Annotated in this window: 17 protein-coding genes; 15 read left to right on the forward strand and 2 right to left on the reverse strand. The window is 62.3% G+C overall.

All coding sequences use genetic code 11. The features are described from left to right. Positions 1–56 precede the first annotated feature (56 nt). From TZ00_RS07275 to TZ00_RS07335, 13 genes are all read left to right on the forward strand, one after another. Complete coding sequence (locus tag TZ00_RS07275) at positions 57–1,370, forward strand: sensor histidine kinase (RefSeq protein ID WP_052521386.1); 1,314 nt, start codon at positions 57–59, stop codon at positions 1,368–1,370. Next, complete coding sequence (locus TZ00_RS07280; protein WP_044440583.1) at positions 1,370–2,032, forward strand: response regulator transcription factor; 663 nt, start codon at positions 1,370–1,372, stop codon at positions 2,030–2,032. The genes TZ00_RS07275 and TZ00_RS07280 overlap by 1 nt, the downstream gene beginning before the upstream one ends. 229 nt (positions 2,033–2,261) lie before the next feature. After that, positions 2,262–3,074, forward strand: coding sequence for an ABC transporter ATP-binding protein (locus TZ00_RS07285; protein WP_084605976.1), 813 nt, complete (start codon positions 2,262–2,264; stop codon positions 3,072–3,074). Further along, positions 3,071–4,441: an ABC transporter permease gene (locus tag TZ00_RS07290; protein WP_044440585.1), complete on the forward strand. Its 1,371-nt coding sequence runs from the start codon at positions 3,071–3,073 to the stop codon at positions 4,439–4,441. The genes TZ00_RS07285 and TZ00_RS07290 overlap by 4 nt, the downstream gene beginning before the upstream one ends. A gap of 255 nt (positions 4,442–4,696) precedes the next feature. Beyond that, positions 4,697–5,035 (forward strand): hypothetical protein, encoded by a 339-nt coding sequence (locus TZ00_RS07295; protein ID WP_044440587.1) that lies wholly within the window; start codon positions 4,697–4,699, stop codon positions 5,033–5,035. A gap of 562 nt (positions 5,036–5,597) precedes the next feature. Beyond that, the gene (locus TZ00_RS07300; RefSeq protein ID WP_044440589.1) at positions 5,598–6,284 is read left to right on the forward strand and encodes a hypothetical protein; all 687 of its coding nucleotides are present in this window, start codon (positions 5,598–5,600) and stop codon (positions 6,282–6,284) included. Beyond that, positions 6,284–7,687: a LamG-like jellyroll fold domain-containing protein gene (locus TZ00_RS07305; RefSeq protein ID WP_044440590.1), complete on the forward strand. Its 1,404-nt coding sequence runs from the start codon at positions 6,284–6,286 to the stop codon at positions 7,685–7,687. The genes TZ00_RS07300 and TZ00_RS07305 overlap by 1 nt, the downstream gene beginning before the upstream one ends. Continuing rightward, entirely contained in the window at positions 7,684–8,532 is an 849-nt protein-coding gene (locus TZ00_RS18775; protein WP_052521387.1) for a S24/S26 family peptidase, read from the forward strand. The genes TZ00_RS07305 and TZ00_RS18775 overlap by 4 nt, the downstream gene beginning before the upstream one ends. A gap of 228 nt (positions 8,533–8,760) precedes the next feature. Beyond that, the gene (locus tag TZ00_RS19245; RefSeq protein WP_274519265.1) at positions 8,761–9,498 is read left to right on the forward strand and encodes a DsbA family protein; all 738 of its coding nucleotides are present in this window, start codon (positions 8,761–8,763) and stop codon (positions 9,496–9,498) included. Between the two features lie 536 nt (positions 9,499–10,034). Then, on the forward strand, positions 10,035–11,402 hold the full coding sequence (locus TZ00_RS07320) for an efflux RND transporter periplasmic adaptor subunit (protein WP_044440591.1): 1,368 nt from the start codon (positions 10,035–10,037) through the stop codon (positions 11,400–11,402). Then, positions 11,402–12,109: an ABC transporter ATP-binding protein gene (locus TZ00_RS07325; RefSeq protein WP_044440592.1), complete on the forward strand. Its 708-nt coding sequence runs from the start codon at positions 11,402–11,404 to the stop codon at positions 12,107–12,109. Before TZ00_RS07320 ends, TZ00_RS07325 begins: the two co-directional genes overlap by 1 nt. Further along, entirely contained in the window at positions 12,106–13,299 is a 1,194-nt protein-coding gene (locus TZ00_RS07330) for an ABC transporter permease (protein ID WP_044440593.1), read from the forward strand. Before TZ00_RS07325 ends, TZ00_RS07330 begins: the two co-directional genes overlap by 4 nt. 484 nt (positions 13,300–13,783) lie before the next feature. Next, a complete protein-coding gene (locus TZ00_RS07335) occupies positions 13,784–15,262 on the forward strand; it encodes a helix-turn-helix transcriptional regulator (RefSeq protein WP_044440594.1) in 1,479 nt (492 codons plus the stop codon). Between the two features lie 113 nt (positions 15,263–15,375). On the opposite strand, the gene TZ00_RS07340 is transcribed toward TZ00_RS07335, so the two are convergent. After that, positions 15,376–15,570 carry a hypothetical protein gene (locus TZ00_RS07340; protein WP_044440595.1) on the reverse strand — a complete coding sequence of 65 codons (195 nt, stop codon included), beginning with the start codon at positions 15,568–15,570 and terminating at the stop codon, positions 15,376–15,378. 1,079 nt (positions 15,571–16,649) lie between these two features. After that, positions 16,650–17,177, reverse strand: a complete 528-nt coding sequence (locus tag TZ00_RS07345; protein ID WP_044440596.1) for a YbhB/YbcL family Raf kinase inhibitor-like protein — start codon at positions 17,175–17,177, stop codon at positions 16,650–16,652. A 157-nt stretch (positions 17,178–17,334) separates the two neighbouring features. Here TZ00_RS07345 and TZ00_RS07350 point away from each other — a divergent pair, with 157 nt between their 5' ends. Together TZ00_RS07350 and TZ00_RS07355 are read left to right on the forward strand one after the other, a co-directional pair. Further along, positions 17,335–18,093 carry a FadR/GntR family transcriptional regulator gene (locus TZ00_RS07350; RefSeq protein ID WP_044440597.1) on the forward strand — a complete coding sequence of 253 codons (759 nt, stop codon included), beginning with the start codon at positions 17,335–17,337 and terminating at the stop codon, positions 18,091–18,093. Between the two features lie 10 nt (positions 18,094–18,103). Then, complete coding sequence (locus TZ00_RS07355) at positions 18,104–19,420, forward strand: alpha-hydroxy acid oxidase (RefSeq protein ID WP_044440598.1); 1,317 nt, start codon at positions 18,104–18,106, stop codon at positions 19,418–19,420. Positions 19,421–19,430 lie beyond the last annotated feature (10 nt).

Below are 19,430 nucleotides of genomic sequence, written 5' to 3' on the forward strand. Positions count from 1 at the left end.
CCGGGGTGCAGAACGGCGTCTCGGACGATACCTGAAATCGGACTAGAGTCCATTGAATGTCCGCTTCCTCAAAGGTCGACGCGCTCACCGTGCTCCGCCGACCGTATCTGCTGTTCTCGAGGTGGCCGCTGCGCTTCCTCACCTACGAGATCACGAGCATCGCGCTGGCGCTTGCTGGAGGTGTAGTGCTACTCACCCTGGTTGCTCTGCCGCTCTGGGCACTACTGTTCGCCGCAGTGGAACGCCGCCGCGGTCGGATACTGGGTTACCCTGCTCTCCCCTCGCTCCCTCGAGAGGGGCCGTCGGAGAGCTTTGCCAGCAAGCTCCTTCGCCTCTACACCGACCCAGCGACGTGGCGGGCGGTTCTGTCTCTCGTACTCTCGTTGCTGTTCGGGTTCGCCCAGCTGGCGCTGCTTGTATACAGCGCCTCGATCGTGGTCTTTACGTCGGCGCTGCCGCAGCAAATAGCACTCTACCGGCGAGTGCTCGAAGAGACCGGATTCGGGTTCGTCCCTATGGAGCCGATCCCGACGCCGGGTGGGCCCTACTTCCAAGTCACTGACACGACCGGAATGGTCGTCTGGATCGTGATCGCAGCGGTCGTCGTCGTTGTGCTCTGCTCCATCGCCGCGGGCCTCGCTGTCGCCCAGGTGCAGATCGGGCGCGTCCTGCTCTCAACGAGGGAGGCGGACCTCGAGCAGGAGGTCACCGAGCTCGAGGGATCGCGCTCGACCCTGCTGGACTCGTTCGAGGACGACCGCGCCAGGATCGAACGCGATCTGCACGACGGTGCGCAGCAGCATCTCGTCCTCACATCCCTCTTGATCGGCACCGCGGCGCGACAGATGAAAGCGTTGGGCGACGACGCGGCTACGCTGACCGCGGTTGCAACGCTCGAGAAGGCTCAGTCGAGCGCGGAGCTCGCTCTGTCGGCGCTGCGGACGACTGTGCTCGGCTTCTACACCGACGTGCTCAGTGACCACGGACTGCCCGTCGCCGTCGAGGAGCTGGCGCACCGGTCGACCATCCCTGTGCAGGTACGGTCGACACTGAGCCAGCGTCTCCCGGCCACCGTCGAACGGTGCGCCTACTTCGTCGTCAGCGAAGCCCTCACCAACTCACTCAAACACTCTGGCGCGTCCCACATAGACATAAGGATCGACGATGACGGCGACCGGATCGTCGTCTCCGTGGCCGACGACGGGGTCGGAGGCATCGACCCGACTAAAGGGAGCGGGCTCCGCGGTCTGCGCGAACGGGTACGTGGATGCGGGGGCTCACTTTCCACGATCGGTCCGCCCGGCGGTCCGACTGTCGTGACCCTCGAGTTGCCGGTCGAAGCCACGGCGCTGTCGAGTGGTGCCCTCTGATGAGAATCATCGTGGCCGACGACTCCGCCCTTCTCCGCGACGGTATCTCGGCGTTGCTCGAGAGCGCAGGACACGAGGTTCGAACCGCCGTCGATGCTGACGATCTGCGCGGCAGGGTGGAGACGGTCGGCGCCTGGGTCGACCTGGTCGTGACCGACGTGCGGATGCCTCCCGGCAATCGCAGCGACGGAGTGGATGCCGCGCTGGACCTGCGCCGTGCGCGCCCGGGTCTGCCGGTGCTGCTCCTCTCTAACTTCATCGCGGCGCCGTATCTGACGCAGCTCTTGTCGGACAACCCGCGCGCGCTCGGCTACCTACTCAAAGATCGGGTCGGGCGGGTCGACGACTTTCTCAAGAGCATCGAGTTGATCGCTGCCGGCGGAACCGTGATCGATCCCGAGATCCTGTCGAGCGCCTTAGGCGGGCGGGCGCCGACGACGAGCATCGACGCTCTCAGCGCGCGCGAGCAGGAGGTGCTCGCCCTGATCGCCGAAGCGCGATCGAACGCCGAGATCGCGGAAACCCTCTTCCTCAGTGACAGCGCGGTCTCGAAGCACATCGGCTCGATCTTCACGAAGCTCGGCCTTGCAGAGTCCGACCCAGGACACCGGCGCGTGCGCGCCGTGCTGCTGTGGCTCGAGGCTGGAGCAAACAAATCCTGATATGTGGTGAAGCTGGCTCTCCGGCGACGTGCACCTAGCTCCACCCGATCGTGCAGCCCAGTCTGTCGCGGGCGTCGAAGAGTCACGGTTGTCTAGAGGTCATGCGCACGACCCGCCGCGAGCGCGATCTTCTGTTGCACGGGAGGGCACGAGCTTGAGCTTCTCTCTGACCGCACAATCGCCGATTCGCTGACCACCGTACAGAACTAACTGGAAAGACATGAGAGACATGAGCGACCACGTTTATCAAGCCGCGAAGGCTCCGACATCACCTGATCCGACCGAGCACCTTCTTGAGGCGAAGGGCCTCACGATGACGTTTTCGACTGGTCGGGGCGTGCCCTCGATCACGGTCGTCGATGACATCTCGCTCCCCGTGAAGCGGGGTGAGTTCGTTGCTATCGTCGGTCCGAGCGGGTCGGGGAAATCGACCCTGCTGTACTGCTTGTCGTCGCTGCAGAAGCCGACATCGGGTCGAGTGAATATTGTGGGAACAGACGTGGGATCTCTTCGCCGCGGCGCGCTGGCCCGATTCCGCCGCGATCGGATCGGCTTCGTGTTCCAGCAGTTCAATCTCGTGCCCTCTCTCGACGCGCGAGAGAACGTAGCCCTCGCGGGTCGGTTGGCTCGTCGATCCGATGCGCGCCGCCGAGCGGACGAGGCACTCGAGGCTGTTGGTCTCACCGACCGCGCCCACCACCGACCCGGCACGCTCTCCGGCGGCCAGCAGCAGCGCGTCGCGGTCGCACGCGCCCTCGCCTCAGACGCCGACATCGTGTTCGCCGACGAGCCGACCGGCTCTCTCGACGGCGCGTCAGGCACCCGCGTGCTCGAACTGCTCCGTTCCCTTGCCGCCGGAAGACGTTCCGTCGTCATGGTCACACACGATCTGGATGCCGCGAGCCGCGCCGACCGCGTGCTCATCTTACGGGACGGACGCATCCACACCGAACTCACCTCCCCGACGAGCGCCGAGGTCTTCGCGGCGACAGAAGCAGCAACATCCGAGACCACCCCCCAGCCCTCCGGAGCCCACTCGTGATCCGCCTGCTGCTCGCCGACCTCCGGACCAACCTGGCCAGCAGGCTCGGCCCACTCATCACGATCATCGGCGTGACCATTACCCTCGGCGTCGGGCTCTCACTGTCTGCAACGAGCGTCTTTTACGGCGGGAAGATCGCGCAGTCGATGGGTACCACTGCGACCATCGTTCTCGTCGGCGCGATCATCGCCTCCGGTCTCGTGATCTCCTCAGTGCAACGCATCGCCGTCGAACTTCGCGGGCGCGACTACGCCATTTGGCAACTCGCCGGAGTCCTCCCCGCCACAATCGGACGGCTTGTGATCGCGCAGTCGCTCGTCGTGGCCATGGCGGGCGCCCTCGTGGGTGCCATCATCGCGGACCTTATCGTGCCCTCGACGATCCAAGCCCTTTGGAGAGAGGGGCTGGCCAAGGACGGCACCATCATGAGGTTCGGTCCGGGCGCCGCGCTCGTCGACATTCTTGCCGTAACCGCTCTCGTTTTGATCTCAACAATTCCGGCGGCACGCCGCGCGTCACGCACACCCGCACTCGCAGTACTCCGCGAATCCACACCTCCGATGGCGCGAATGACGCTCCGGCGATGGATTGCGGTCGCCGTTTCTCTCCTCGCCATCACCGCGCTCGTGCTGGGAATGTCCGGAGGACGGTCCGAACTCGTCGGAATGGGAGCGATGCTCCCTCCCGTCCTCGTCGCTCTCGCCGCATCGGTCGCGCCGATCCTCTATCCCCGCGTCCTCCGCTTGTGGACCGCGCTGCTCCCCGCTCGCGTCTCGCCAGCCTGGTATCTGGGGCGCCACAACGCGCGCCACAAGCTGAGCCGGTCAACAGCCGCCATCACTCCCATGATGGTCGCCGTCGCGATCGCTGGAGGCCCTATCTCCGATATCGCAACAGCGACGAACGCAATCCTCATCACCCGCGACTCACCGCCCGACTACTACACAAAGGACTCCAGCGGCAACCTCGCGCTACTCCTAGTTCTCGTAGGCGCCCCCGTCGCAGTCGCAACGCTCGGATCCGCCGTCGTCGTCTTCGTGACCGGCCGCGATCGTTACCGCGACAACGCACTCCTGCGAGCGGCAGGAGCAACAAACACGACGATCGTCGCCGCATCGATCGCTGAAGCTCTCATCCACGCGGCAACAGCCTTCCTCCTCGGCCTTGCCGGTATCGCCCTATCAGCCTCGATCATCGCCGCCCTGTTCATGAGAGAGACCGGGGGTATCCCCGTCATGCCATACATCCCCGTCGCCGAAACCGCAGGGATCTTCGCCGCTGGACTCGCCCTGATCCTGGTATCCACCGTCGGCCCCACCCTCCTGTCCCTGCGGGCCGACGTACCGGCGATGCTCGCTGCAGAATGAGCCCAGCGACATCCGCCGAGCTCAGCCCGTTCGTCCTCCTGAGCAGGATGGTCACCCTCGATTAGGAGGCGTACTGAGCAATCGCGCTTCAGTCCCTCGGAATCGGCGTTCTCGACGCACTCCGGGCAGGCCCTAGGTACCAACATTCCGATAGTGGATGTCATGCCCGCGCACGATTCGCTCAGCACCCATGTCGGGAAGGCTGAAGTCACCGCTTCGAAAGCACGACCACGTACAACAGAAAGGGGTCAACCCATGATTTCGGCACCCACCATCAATCGTCCAGCCATCGAGAGCACAGGGCAAGCCCTTGGGCTGTTCACATGGCTATCGCCCGGGACTACGCTCTGGGTCGCCTCATGCGAAGGTAACTTCGCCGGATTTGTCGAGTTCACCGATGGTTGCTACAGCGCGACAGACGCCCGTGGCGCGCTCATCGCCTCGTACAGCACCCTCGGTCAGGCTCAGAACGCGGTCGAGCGGGCCACGCAACGCACCTCGACCACCACGATGCTCGTCTACGTCGCCGTCGGTACCGGAGCCATCGCCCTCAGCGCATTCGCCATCGGACTGAGCCTCATCGCCCACACATGACGCTCCTCACTGGTGTGGTGTCTGCAAACTGCTCGCACGCGTGACAGGCCTAGAGAGGCAATCATGACCAATGGGATCAAGCCCGTCTCGGCTCACACCCAGCCGCCACATTATGCGCACCTCGTGTGAAAGCCGCGCGCCTCGATGACGGCTAGATGCAAATCGGGTCTGTATTCGTGCAAACTGCCGGCCAGATAGTGCTCAGCGACACCACGTTCGGAGCCAACGCTCTGCGGGTGCACCCCGCCGCAAAAATTCTCGCGAGGCACGAACGACTCCACCCGCATCGGCGACGTCAATCGACGCTGGCGCACCAATCATCGGTCGAGAACAGATCAATTGAATACGTCACCGTGGCTCTTGATCGCCGTAGACGAGAGATGCTCACCCCAGTATGAACCAGAGACGGTAGTCGGATGAGATTTACTCAACGATCGGCTCGAGACCCGTCGATAGCACTTAGATCAAGATAGCGGAGCCGACTGGGCCGGGATCAACGTCTGTGATGCCCCTGCGGACGGCACCCTTTTATTGGTGCATCTCCCAACCTGAAAGGCTTCACATGTCCATCACCCCGCACCACGCTGAGCCCCGGCGCACGAAGTTCTTCGTTCCTATTGCCGTCGTCATCGGCCTGCTCGCATCCTTCCTCCTGGCGGCATCGATGTCAGGCGCATTTTCTGGATTCACGGCCTCGATCAACAACTCCGCCAACTCGGTGGGCTCAGGCACTCTGCTCTTGACTGAGACGCAGGGCGCCACGACATGCCTGTCCTCAGCCGCGGGCACCGTCACCACCGCGAATGCCGGCACCTGCGCGTCGATCAACAAGCTCAACGGAACCACGGTCGCAGCACCTAACGTGCCCTACACCTCGACGGTCACTCTAAAGAACAACGGCACTGCTGCGGCCTCATCGTTCACCCTGACCCCCAGCGGCTGCACAACTACCGCAAACGGAACAGTCAACGGAACGGATACGACAGGTTTCTGCGGCAAGGTGGACCTCACGATTCAGGACACCACCACCCCGGTATGCGTGTTCCCGGCTGGGGCGGCCACGTGTGCAGCACCATCGCAGACAGCGACCCTCGCAACGTTGGGCACCACCCCGATCACGCTGACGTCCCCCCTGGCTGCGGGAGCTTCGCGCACCTTCACGTTCACGGTGATGCTCGATTCGACCGCGACTAATGCCGACCAGGGTCTGCTCGCGTCAGAGCAGCTCTTGTGGAGCCTCGCCGCCTGATGACGGTCCGCAGAAGGGCAGTCGTTGTCGCCATCACGGCTGCCCTTCTCGCCCTTGTGGCCATCACGAGCGGGCCCGCAGAGTCGGGATTCACGGCTTCGATCAGGAATTCCAGCAACACCTTCGGTTCCGGTACGCAAAACCTCACGGCGACCAGCGCGGGGACAACCCAATGCACGACCGTAGGTTCAACGGCCACAGGAACCACCCCGTGCACAGGGTCATTCTTCCCCGGCTCGACGCCTGCATCCGGCACAGCCACCAACAGCGTCACCCTGACCGCAGGGGGCACCGTGACGCCATCTTCCTCGACGTTTACCGCGTCGAGCTGTGGACCCCTCGGCTTCCCCAACACGTCCTCATCTACCAACCCGTTGCTCGCCCGGTATGCGGCCGGTTTCAATCCGACGAGCGGTCCGACGGCGGTGGCCGGAAGCGGCAGTTACGCCGCTGACGGGACAACCAGCATGGCGACCTCGGTCGCGCTGATGACGAACCCGCAAAATTTCACCATTGGCGCCTGGTTCAAAACCTCGGTCGCGGGCGGCGGAATCATCGGCTTCGAGGGCGGCTACTCCGACGTCGCCACCGGTAACTTCGATCGGTTGCTGTTCCTCAATGGCAGCGGAAAAGTCGTCTTCGGGGTAAACCCCCTCGGTATCGGCGCCGAGACAGTCAAACTCGTGACCAGCCCGAACAGCTACAACGACGGCGCCTGGCATTACGCCGTGGCCACGGCCTCTTATGCTCTGACTGCCCGGTCCCAGAATCTCTACGTAGACGGCGGGCTCGTCGCGTCGACAACATCGCTCCTCGAGCCCAGCTCGGCGCAGGTTTTCAATGGCTACTGGAGGGTCGGGCAGAACCGTAACGCCGAAGGGTTCACTGGTAGCCGCAACTATTTCACTGGGTCACTGAGCAATGCTGGCACCTGGCCTACCGCGTTGAGCGGCACCCAGATCAGCAGTCTCTATTCGGCGAGCAGCCAGAACGCGCTGACAACACTCGCGACATCTCTCGGGGCTAACAACTACTGGCCATTGAACAGCGATGGCACAACGTCCTTCCCCGGCACAGGGAACCCCACGGGCACAGACCCCTGCGCCGACGTCACCGTGACGGTGGGGACCGCGACGAACTGCATCTATCCCGCATCTGCTGGGGTCTGCACAGCTGCAACCAACGCCACGCTTTTGTCATCTCTGTCGAGCGCCGGAACTCTCGCAATGCCGACGCCCACGCCCGGCACACCCGTCGTCGTGACCACGACGACGGGGCGGGCGACAACGTACAAGACGAGCTTCGACGGCGGGCTGCACTTCGTCGTTCCCATAACCATTACCCAGAAGAACTTTCCGGCGACGTTCACCTGGCGCAGCAATCAGACGGTCACATCGCAATGACCCGCGCTACCCGCATCGTCTGGGTGGGATTCGCGGCCGTTGTTGCGGGGCTGTCGATCGCTGCCGCCGTCATCTGGCTGCTAGGCGGCCGGTGGTTCATCATCCAGACCCCTTCCATGGCGGAATACGCACCGGTCGGAACATTCGTATTGGGGATGCCGGCACCCTTCTCGACGCTGCGGGTCGGTCAGATGATCCTTTTCCACCCTCCCGGCAACACCGAGACCTACTTTCATCGAATAGTTTCCCTCGACCAAGGAACGCTCAATACCAAAGGCGACCTCAACGGCGCCCCAGACCCCTGGACCCTCCATGCCAGTGATCTAGTCGGTGCCGAGGCATTGCACGTGGTCGGGCTCGGCTGGCTATTCGAGGCTCTTCCCTTCCTGCTCGTCGGTGGGCTGCTGACCTGGCTCGTTGTTCGCACGTACGTTCGGCCTCTATGGAAGTTCCCGGCCAGCATCCTCGGCTGGTCACTCGTCATCTCTGTAGCCGCCTACATTCTGAAACCGTTCGTCCGAGCGGTCTTGATCACCAAGACGGTGACCCATGACCAAGCGACCTTCGCTGTCGTCTCGACCGGATTGTTCGACATCCAAGCGCATGCCGCGCATGGAACGACCCGCGCCTTACGCCCCGGGCAACTCGGTTCCGTGCATACTTCCTGGCAGAACCTCGAGGGTCAATATCTCGCCGACCTCGCCCCACACCTGAGTAGTTGGCAATGGGGCGTCATCATCGTCGCGGTCCTCGCTCCGGTGCTCTTGTGCACTGGATATGCACTGCGGAGACCGCCTGCCGACACGGCAATGTCACCCACTCCCCTCACGAACGATCCGGAATAGCCATGGGTCCATGGCACCTCTGGTGATGTCCCAGCCTCATCAGACAGCCACGTCACCGGAAGACTTCACGTCACGATTCTCGGAATTCGAACTCTCTCCATACGAAAGATAACTGTTCGCGGCCGAGACATCGACCGAACGTCTCACCTCAGCGGCATCCACCAGAGCCAGTTGACATGTCAGTGATGGCACGTCGCTGCGGGAATGCGCCACTACGTAAGGATGACTATGCACCGCCCCGATTCCCGACCGAACTATTCACGCACTCGCTACGGTCATCTCCTCTCTGCAGCGGTTCTGGCCCTCAGCGTCGTCCTGAGCGGATGCTCCACCAAAGAAACCCCTCCGCCGACAGCGACTCCCGCCGCACAGACTGTGCCTGCATTGACAGGGACGGTGGGCGCCGCGCACCTGGATGAAGGTTTTGTTCAAATCGGTTCCGGAACGAAGACTGTGGACCTCTACGTAGACCCGATGTGCCCGTACTGCAGGCTCTTCGAGGAAACGTCCGGACCGATGCTCTTCGCTGAAGCCGCCAACGGAACAGCCACCCTCCGGGTGCACCCGCTGGCGATCCTCAACCGGCTCTCGAACGGCAGTATGTACTCGACCCGGGCTGCGGCCATCCTGACCGCGATCGCAGCGGAACAGCCCGAAAAGACCCAACCGTTTCTCGTAGCGCTCTACCAGAATCAGCCGGCTGAGGAAACCGTCGGCATCACTGACAATGACCTCATAGCTATCGCCAAAACCGTCGGCTTCGAGGGCACTCTTACGCAGGAGCACCTGGCCCCGTACCGGGCGTGGGTGGATCAGCACACAGCACAAGCCACCGCAGGGCCACTGCCGACCACGCGAGAGGTCTTCGCAGTTCAACAGGTGCCCACGGTCATCGTCAACGGAGCTGTCTTCCCCGGAAATAGCGACCAGGGCGCCGCATTCGCATCTTTCTACGCGAGCAAGTAGCCAAAAACCCCCGAGGAGCCGGTGGGACCCCTCGCACCACCGGCCCTCTCAGCCCAAGTTCAGATCGGTGAAGGCTGGGTCCACGCAACGATTCGGTATCCCCGGTTCATGAGTATGTCCCTTTGTTTCCAGCACGACACGGCATCCTCTGTTGACGGTCAACGATGTCGTCTGCGTGTTGTGGTGGCGAGTGTGGACGTGCACTCGATTCGGCTCTTCAGCCGGGAGGTAGTTCATGACATGGCTCCCATGCTGGCACCTAGCGCATCCAACCAGAGCAATCCGACATCACTTCGAGGCACCCCCTAGTGCGATGAGGAATGGCTGGTCATGGATGCCCGAGACGAGCCGGTGGGCGCCGGTGCGTTCACACCGTCTAGCGGTCACCATCAAGATATGGACGATCCGTTCAAAGTCATGGGATCCCGATCTCGACGTCACGATTCAGAGCCACCGATATCTCTTACTCATAGAGACATCGATCGCTCACGTCCTGAGCCAGCTAACCGCAATCCAGATGCCAAGGAGACGCCTCTATGAGCGAACACGAGCGTGACGACCCGATGACCGCGCTCGGAGAGGAATCTTTCAGCGAGCGGACCATAGTCACATCGCCGCATCGGTTGCAACAGAAGAAAACCTGGGTCATCGTTGCAGCTGTTGCCGTCGTAGCAACCACTCTGGTCTCCATACTGCTCGTTGCAAACCCATTCGCGGAGGCACCCGTCGCAAAAACCGCGACAGCGACGGTCGAAAAGGGCACTGTCACGACGACCGTCGATGCCAAAGGCGCAATCGCCGCTGCCGCGACGTCAAACGCCTCGTTCTCCACTACCGGCACGGTCACCGGTATTTCTGTCGCCATCGGGCAACAGGTCGTCGCAGGCCAAGAACTTGCGACGATCGATCCAGCGGACGCCGATAGAGCGCTGGCAAAGGCGCAGGGGGCGTTGAGTGCCGCTGAGACCGCGCTCCGGAACACCCGCTCGTCCTACTCAAGCGCTCGAACCGACCTTGCGAATGCCCGAGATAAACGCGATTCCACACCCCCCGATGCCCCCGAGTATTCGACAACTGTTGCGACAGTCAAAGAACTGGAAGCCGCACTGCCGCTCAAGGACACCGACATTGCGAATGCCTCCAAGGCTCGAGACGACGCCGAGAGGGATGTCAACGCGGCGCAGGCCGAACGCGACAAAACGGTGCTCAAGGCATCTATTCCCGGTGTCGTCACCGCGATCAACGGAACCGTCGGGTCGGTCACCGCCGGGGGCGGGAATTCGAGCGGTTCTGCCGCGGCAGCCGAAGGCTCGAGCTCGACGGGAGCAACTGGAAGCAACGCAAGCGCGCCCAGCGGATTGATTACTATCTCCGACACCTCGTCCCTTTTCGTCTCGGCTGCCATCCCCGAATCCAGCATCGCCAAAGTAGCTCTCGCACAGGCCGCGACCGTCACGATGGCTGGAGATTCCTCGGTCGTAGTCGCGGGGTCGGTCGTCTCCATCGCCCCGACACCGCAAACTAACGCGGCTGGAGTCGTAACCTTCGTGGCCATGATTCAGCTCACGACTCCGCCGGACACGGTAAGGCTTGGAGAAACCGGATTCGTCAGCATCGTGACTGCGAGTGCTGTCGACGTACTGACGTTGCCAGCGTCAGCTGTGACCATGACAGCACCGGGTGAAGGAACAGTGCAGTTGGCGCCCAAGAAGGCGCCCACATCGACCGGAAAGCCGGTTCCCGTCAAGGTCGGCCTCTCCGGAAACGGCGTCGTCGAGATAACCGAAGGTCTCAAGCTCGCAGATGTAGTGCAGCTCGCAACGCAGCAGGCGGGTGAAAACGGACTAGACGACGAGGGGACCAGCTTCGACGAGGGTGTCCCCAGTGGCGACAACGGCTTCTGATGACCGTGAGCAGAACAGCGATCGAGCTTCGAAACGTGCGACGCGACTACGGAAAGGGCGACAGCGCCGTCTCCGCTCTTGATGGCGTCGACCTTGTCATTCCTTCAGGTGAATATCTCGCCGTGGTGGGTCCGTCTGGAGCGGGGAAGTCGAGCCTCCTCAACATCCTGGGCTGTCTCGACCAACCCAGCTCGGGGACATTAGAAATTGCGGGCCAGACCGTCTCGAACCTGTCTGAAAGAAGGGTGGCTTCTATCAGAAACTCTGATATCGGATTCGTGTTTCAGTCGTTCAATCTGATTCCGTCACTCACCGCGCTCGGCAACGTCGAACTCCCGATGGTGTATGCCAAAGTTGGCCACGCTGAACGACAGGAGCGAGCTCTAGCAGCCCTCAAGCAAGTCGGGTTGCACGGAAGAGAGAAGCATCGGCCAAATCAGCTTTCCGGAGGGCAGCAGCAGCGCGTCGCGGTGGCGCGCGCGATCGTGAACCGACCAACTTTCATCCTTGCCGACGAACCCACAGGCAACCTCGACTCTCGTGCGACGGAGGACGTGCTGAGAATCTTCGAGGATTTGCATGGCGACGGTGCGACGGTCATCGTCATCACGCACGAGGAAGAGGTAGCGGCGCGCGCCCAGCGAGTCGTCGTCATGCGAGATGGCCGAGTCGAACGCTCATACCGAAACGGAGCAGCGCTACCATGAATCCTCTAGACCTGGTCATCGCTGCTCTTCGAAGTCTGCGAGGCAATCTCACCCGATCGATCCTGACGATCTTGATGGTCACTATCGGTGTCGGTTCGGTCATAACTCTCGTCGCAGTCGGCAATGGGACAACCGAACAGGTCAATAAGCAGGTGGCTTCGCTCGGAGCCAGCGCTGTATTCGTCAGCCCTGCGGGCGACAACTACGGCTCGAAGTCGGCTTCGTTCACTCGAGCCGACCGGGATGCGCTCGCCTCTGATCCTCTCGGCTCTGCGATCGACCTTGTCGCTCCGGTAGTGGACGGAACGTCTAAGGCAGTCGCCGGATCTGCATCCGCATCACCACAAGTGGTGGGTACGACGCCTGACTATTTCTCGATCACGAACGCACGCCTCAGCGCGGGCAGGTTCTTCACAACGACAGACGAACTCACAGACCAAAGCGTTGCCGTGATCGACGCAACGCTGCAGACCGCCCTCTTCCCCGACGGTTCCTCCGCCGTAGGACGAACGATTCTCGTTGAGAATATTCCTCTTCTCGTGGTTGGAGTGCTCGCCCCGACCGCTGTCGACTCGATGTATGGGAGCATGGGAGGCGTTGGCACCTTCTACGCTCCGTTAGATCTTGTGGAGGCGACCCTTACTGGCTATCACGAGCTCGGATCTATTGCGCTGAGCGCGACGAGCCCGGCCCAGGTTGACACAGCGAAATCGCAGGCGGCAGCCATCTTCGCCGCTCGCGGCGAGGCAACGCCCTCCTTCTATTCATCAGATCAGCTCCGCGAAACTCTCGGGGGCACCCAAGAGAGCCTCAGCAGCCTGTTGTCCAGCATCGCCGCAATCAGTCTGCTCGTTGGCGGAATCGGGGTCACCAACGTGATGCTGCTGACCGTTCGTGAGCGCATCCGCGAGATCGGGGTCCGAAAGGCGCTTGGTGCTGGGCCCATCTCGCTGGCGAGCCAGTTCGTGCTCGAAGCGACGGGCCTGAGCGTGATCGGGGGTGCGCTCGGTGTTGCTGTTGCAGGCTTCGCAACGCTCTTCCCGATCAATGGCGTGATGCCGATTGTCGACGGCGCTACCGTAGCGTTGGCCGCGGGACTGTCAATCGCCATCGGAGTGTTCTTCGGCACCTACCCTGCGGTGAAGGCCGCACGGATGAACCCAGTAGCCGCGCTCCGCGTCGGGGTGTGACGCACTGGCTCAATTCACGCGTCGATGGACTTGAACACAGGAGTATTGGTTACGGTGCATAGACATGAGGCAACGTCAACGCCATGGAGCCGACGGTATAGCTGCGATGCGGCTTAGCCGCTCCTGCGGGTTCGGTGCGTAAGACGAATCGCATCAGGACGATAAGGACATCGACACGCGGTATTCGATCGTGCCAGCGGGATCGGGGCCGATGAACGTCTGCGGCCTGGCACATGCATTCGATTTCCAGGGGCCCAAGTAACAGAACGGTGCTGTCGCAGACCACCCGCGTCTCACCCAAGGTTCATCTAAGGGCTAGGGCGTTACGCCCAGTGAGAACCCGCGGCTAGACCTACGCTCGGTTGAGGTTATCCCCTTATCACAGACCACTTAAGGGATTCAATCGGAAGAAGATTGGGCAGAATTTATCGAGGGGAGACCACGACCAAAGGAGTTCACTGTGCTTTACCCGAGCCTGAGATCGATGGCTGAACACAGCAGCTGGGCAGATTTCGCGACCGCAATCGACAGCAGTTTCTTCGCGCGCCTACTGCTGGAGCCGGAAGCATTGGTGGATGGATTTGCCGCTGTCCCCAAAAAATGGCTCTGGGAGAATCCTCGTTATCTCATGGCCAGCGCCATTGCGCGCGCAGCAAACCATCCATATGCGCTCATCTCAGAAGACGTGTATGAACGGTTCGCCTCGTGGGTTGAGAGCGAAGAGAATCCGGCCACCCGTGATCTCCTCGGAGTCGTTCAAACCGAGCTTCGTTCGCTGGTTGCCGCCGGACGCCTGGATGAGGCCGACGCGACAGCAGATGAGTCGCTGCGTCTAATCGCTACGCCGAAAGACACCTCCGGTTTCGACGATGTGCTGCCGCCCGTCTTCATCCGGATCGGCACTGTCAAATTGCTGCGTGGGAACGTGCGCGATGCAATAAGTATTTTTGCCGAAGGTGCGCGACGCGCGAGGGCTTCTACTCATCCGATCGCGCCTTACGTGCAAAACTTCGCGGCACTGGCACATGCACTGTCTGGAAACTTTACCCACGCTGAACAGTCACTCACTCGAGAACAAAAATTGCCCCGCCCCGCCGGGAGCCTACAGGCGAGTTACTCCGCGATTTCGCAACAGGCTTCCGCACTCATCGCGCTGGGAACTTTCAGTGCAGGGCCGATCGACCCGCTGCCGGAAGCAGGCATCGGGGAATTCTGGTGGCTCAGCGAACACATCCGCGCCAAACGAGCTCTGCATCAGGTCAATGATCGAGGCGCCGCAGCCGCGCACCTCGAGGATGTTCTCGACTTCCGTCGCGACCTGAGCGGGACAGGAACACTCGCGGGAAGTATCCTGCGGGCAGATCTTGCGAACCTCTACATGGCTACCAGCAACTTTCAGGCCGCCGCCCACGTGATGCGCGATGAACGTCCGTCGTCCGAAGGTCATCAGATCTGGTCAGCAAGGGCTCGTCTGGCGCTCCTCGTCGGCCATCCGGAGCGGGCGCTGCAGATCATCGGTACTGTGCAGCACCTCAACGGCGGGCGACACCGCCTCTCCCCTGCGACCATGATCGTCAAGGCGGCAGCAGAGCGCGTGCTGGGCGATGATTCAGCAGCCACAATATCTATTGTTGACGTCCTCGAATCTGTGAAGCGCACCAACGCCATCACCGAGATCATCGAAGCACACCCGGCCGTGCGGAATGAACTCGCAGACCGGCTTCATTTGGAGCTCGAGTTGCCTGCTTCGATTTATGCGCCCATAGAGGTCATCAAGTTGAGCAGACGAGAGCGCGACGTTCTTCGTGCGCTCAGTCTGTACGGCTCAACAAAAGAACTGGCAGCGGCCTTACACGTTTCGCCAAACACGGCGAAGAGTCATCTGGCGTCACTCTACAAGAAGCTTGGTGTCCATGGCCGGGAGCAGGCATTACGTGCTGGCACCGCGTGGCTGGACGACTAATCAGCCTGGCCGACCCGACCGAAGGCGTCTCGCGAGGTACCCCTCTGGTACCGGACTGAAGTGTCAGGCGCCGCTCAGCACGCAGCGTCGGGTCGTCATCGCCGGCAGCAGCTTTAGTGCGCCAACGCCAGGACGTTCAGCACCAAGCTGAAACCTAACCCAAGCGAAACAAAGATCAATCCACCAAGAACGAGACGTTTTGCAAGAACAAAATCAGACTCCGCCGGCAGTGCCGAAAACGGGGCGAGCACATCCTCTGACTCCGAAGATGGCTGCGGAGCGATCTGAACAAGGCCGACGTAGTGCATCCTCTACCTCATCTCTCTTTGCGACGCGATCAGCGTCCTACCTAGAGAGACGCGAATATGAACCGAATATGACGCGACTCTCGCTAGCGCATCTGGCGCAGCAATTTGCTCGCCTTGCGAATCCCCATGTCGCCGAACACGGTTCTAGCAATTTCGGTCAAAGAGGGAGCGCGCTCTGTGGCAAATCATGTCAGCGCACACGTTGGCGTGTCGCCCGACATCGAAACTCCATCGGACCAAGGAATCTACGACGAAAACTCGTCTCCCTCTTATCGCCATGGCCCTCGCCGCCGAGTCCACCTCCACCGCTCAGCGAAATTCAAAGTTTTGGGTTTCAGCGTCACGATTCGAAGCAATCTGACTCTCTTCCATTGGAAGACGTGGCGGGCCTGCCCCCCTCAGACCGGCCACGTCTTTCACCGACGCTCCGGAGGAGTTCTCGCTTCCGGTGCTGCCTAACCAAGAGGTTCGGTAGCCGATGGCCGTCTGGTTCGGGTCCAGACGGCCATCATCACTTGTGAAAGCGCAAGCTCCGGGTGGTAGATAGACACATCTGCCACGCAACAGTCCCGCGAAACGAAGAGGTTTCACTCGCCGTCCGCACAATCTCGAAAGTCGGAGAACCTGACCTTGCGCTTGCCGGAACAAGCACGGTAAAAGAAAAAGGCATCACAGCCGGGAACCCTCGAAATTCCATACCTTCCGAAGCAGCTAGTCCGTCGACACAAGAAGTGGCGTTCGTTGCCACCCTTGCCTAAAAATACTTCGAACCAGCGCCCGGAAAGCGCGCCACTTGCCACAGACGTGCCGGAGGCGCCGGATCATTTGGGGGTAGATCCGGCGCCCGTATCTAAAATAAGGAACATTCATTTTGCGTGTGGCGATTCATGCAAAACTTCATCCTCGCTTCGACCCAACATCACCCGCGGGTAGGAGCATCGGCGAGCACTTCGCCCGGCCGGCGACGACCTGCACACGGATCAGCCCGTCATAAACGCTCGAGACCTGGTCGCACCTGGCCAAGGAGTCGTTCGACTACGTGCGGTCACAGCTATAGCGACCGCCAGCTCAGACGCGTGTTAAGCACTAACCCCATACGGAGCGCTGATCACCGCGCGGCCGACGGCGTGCATAAAGAGGTTGAACCCCAGCATCGCGGGCGACGCGTCTTCGGGAAGAGCAAGCTTCTCGACGTCGACCGCGTGCACCACGAAGTAGTACTCGTGGTCGCCGTGCCCGGGAGGGGGCGTCGCCCCGACGTAACCCGCGACGCCGGCGTCGTTGCGCAGGGTGATCGCGCCCTCGGGCAGTGCGCTGCTGTCTGGCGTTCCGGCACCGGCAGCAACGCTCGTGACATCTGCCGGAATATTCAACACGGCCCAGTGCCAGAATCCGGATGCCGTGGGGGCGTCGGGGTCGTAAGCCGTGACGACATAGCTCTTGGTCGCCTCGGGTGCACCCGACCAGCTGAGCTGGGGCGAGACGTCGCCGCCCCCAGCCGACTCACCCAATTGAGGATCAGAGAGCCTCTCGCCCTGTCGCACGTCGGTCGACGTCAACTCGAACGAGGGAAGAACAGGAAGGTTGTCGTAAGGGTTCGCGCTCATGGGAAGTCCTTTACTCGAGGGGAGGGAGGGGTACCTCCACGCTAAGCCTGTCATCTGAATATTCGGTGCGCCTGGACGCAGATACACAGCCGTCGTAAGCTGTGGTCAGACCACATGGCCTGACCACAGGCACCCGGCAATCGAGAAGGTGTGAACCGTGACAGTCGTCGACACGCATGCGGCCGTCGATTCGCGCCGCGCCTGGGAGGTCGTGCTGCAGCACATCGAGGCCGATCTGCTCGCGGGGCGACTCGTTCCAGGCGATCATTTGCCCGCCGAGCGCGCGCTGTCGAGTGAACTCGGAGTCGGCCGATCGTCGGTTCGCGAGGCGCTGCGTGTGCTCGAGGTTCTCGGACTCATCCGCACCCAGACCGGGTCGGGGCCGCAGTCCGGCGCCATCATCGTGGCCCGCCCATCCGGTGGCATGTCGTCGCTCATGCGCCTGCAGGTCGCGGCACAGGGTTTCGACGTGCGCGACGTCGTGAAAACCCGCCTCGTGCTCGAGGCGGCGGTCGTCACCGAGCTGGCCGAGGCATCCGCGACCGCCCTAGAGTCTGCACCTCTCGATCTCGGCGACGCCGTGCGGTTGCTCGACGCGATGGATGCCGATGGCCAGGTTTCCGAGGCAGAGTTCCTCACCCTCGACGCGGCCTTTCACCTCGCCCTCGCCGATCTCTCGGGCAACACAGTGATCGCGTCGATGATGGCGGGGCTGCGCAACTCGATCGAGAGCTACGTTCTCGCCGGCGTGCCGAACCTGCGGTCGTGGGCCGAGACATCCGGCCGCCTACGGCACGAACACCGGGCCATCGTCGCGGCGATCGAGTCCGGCGATGCCGAGTCGGCGCGCGACGTCGTGAACGCCCACATCACCGGCTACTACGCCGAGACGAATTTCATCTCCACATCCGAATAGAGGACACCCCATGGTTGAACGCCGTTTTCCGAACCCCAAAGAGCTGCTGCCCCTGATGCAGTTCAAGAAGCCCGAGTTCGACGGCAAGAAGCGCCGGCTTCAGGGCGCGCTGACCATCGACGACCTGCGCACGATCGCCAAGCGCCGCACCCCGAAGGCAGCGTTCGACTACACCGACGGTTCGGCCGAGGGCGAGCTGTCGCTCAAGCGGGCGCGCCAGGCGTTTCAGGACATCGAGTTCCACCCGTCGATCCTGCGTGACGTGTCGAGGCTCGATACCACCACGAACATTTTGGGCAGCACCTCGACCATGCCGTTCGGCATCGCGCCCACCGGCTTCACCCGTCTGATGCAGACCGAGGGCGAGATCGCCGGCGCCGGCGCTGCCGCCGCGGCGGGCATCCCGTTCACGCTCTCGACCCTCGGAACGTCGTCGATCGAGGCTGTGAAGGCGGCGAACCCCACCGGGCGCAACTGGTTCCAGCTCTACGTGATGCGCCAGCGCGAGATCTCGTACGGACTCGTCGAGCGGGCCGCCGCGGCCGGCTTCGACACCCTCATGTTCACGGTCGACACCCCCATCGCGGGCGCGCGCCTGCGCGACAAGCGCAACGGCTTCTCGATTCCGCCGCAGCTCACCGCGGGCACCATCATCAACGCGATCCCGCGGCCGTGGTGGTGGTACGACTTCCTCACGACTCCCCCGCTCGAGTTCGCGTCTCTGTCGTCGACCGGCGGCACCGTGGGCGAGCTGCTCGACTCTGCAATGGATCCGTCGATCAACTTCGAAGACCTCGAGATCATCCGCGGCATGTGGCCTGGCAAGATCGTGATCAAGGGAGTGCAGAACCTCGAGGACTCGAAGCGCCTCGCCGAGCTCGGCGTCGACGGGATCCTGCTCTCGAACCACGGAGGCCGCCAGCTCGACCGCGCCCCGATCCCCTTCCACCTGCTGCCCGACGTGGCACGCGAGGTCGGAAGCGACGTCGAGGTGATGGTCGACACGGGCATCATGGACGGCGCCGACATCGTGGCCTCGCTGGCCCTCGGAGCGAAGTTCACGCTGATCGGCCGCGCTTACCTCTACGGACTCATGGCCGGAGGGCGCGCGGGCGTCGACCGCACCATCGCGATCCTGTCGGAACAGATCGTGCGCACGATGAAGCTGCTCGAGGTGGCCTCCATCGAAGAGCTGACGCCGGCCCATGTCACGCAGCTGCAGCGCCTGGTGCCCCGCGCCGTCTCGGCGCAGACCGCCGCGGTGGCCGAGGTCGCGTCTGCACGGCCGTCCAAGAGGCAGCGCTCGAGCACGCCCACCGACGCCTAGATGTACTGAG

The sequence above is a fragment of the Agreia bicolorata genome, from assembly GCF_000938265.1.
In the GTDB taxonomy this organism is placed as follows: Bacteria; Actinomycetota; Actinomycetes; order Actinomycetales; family Microbacteriaceae; genus Agreia; species Agreia bicolorata.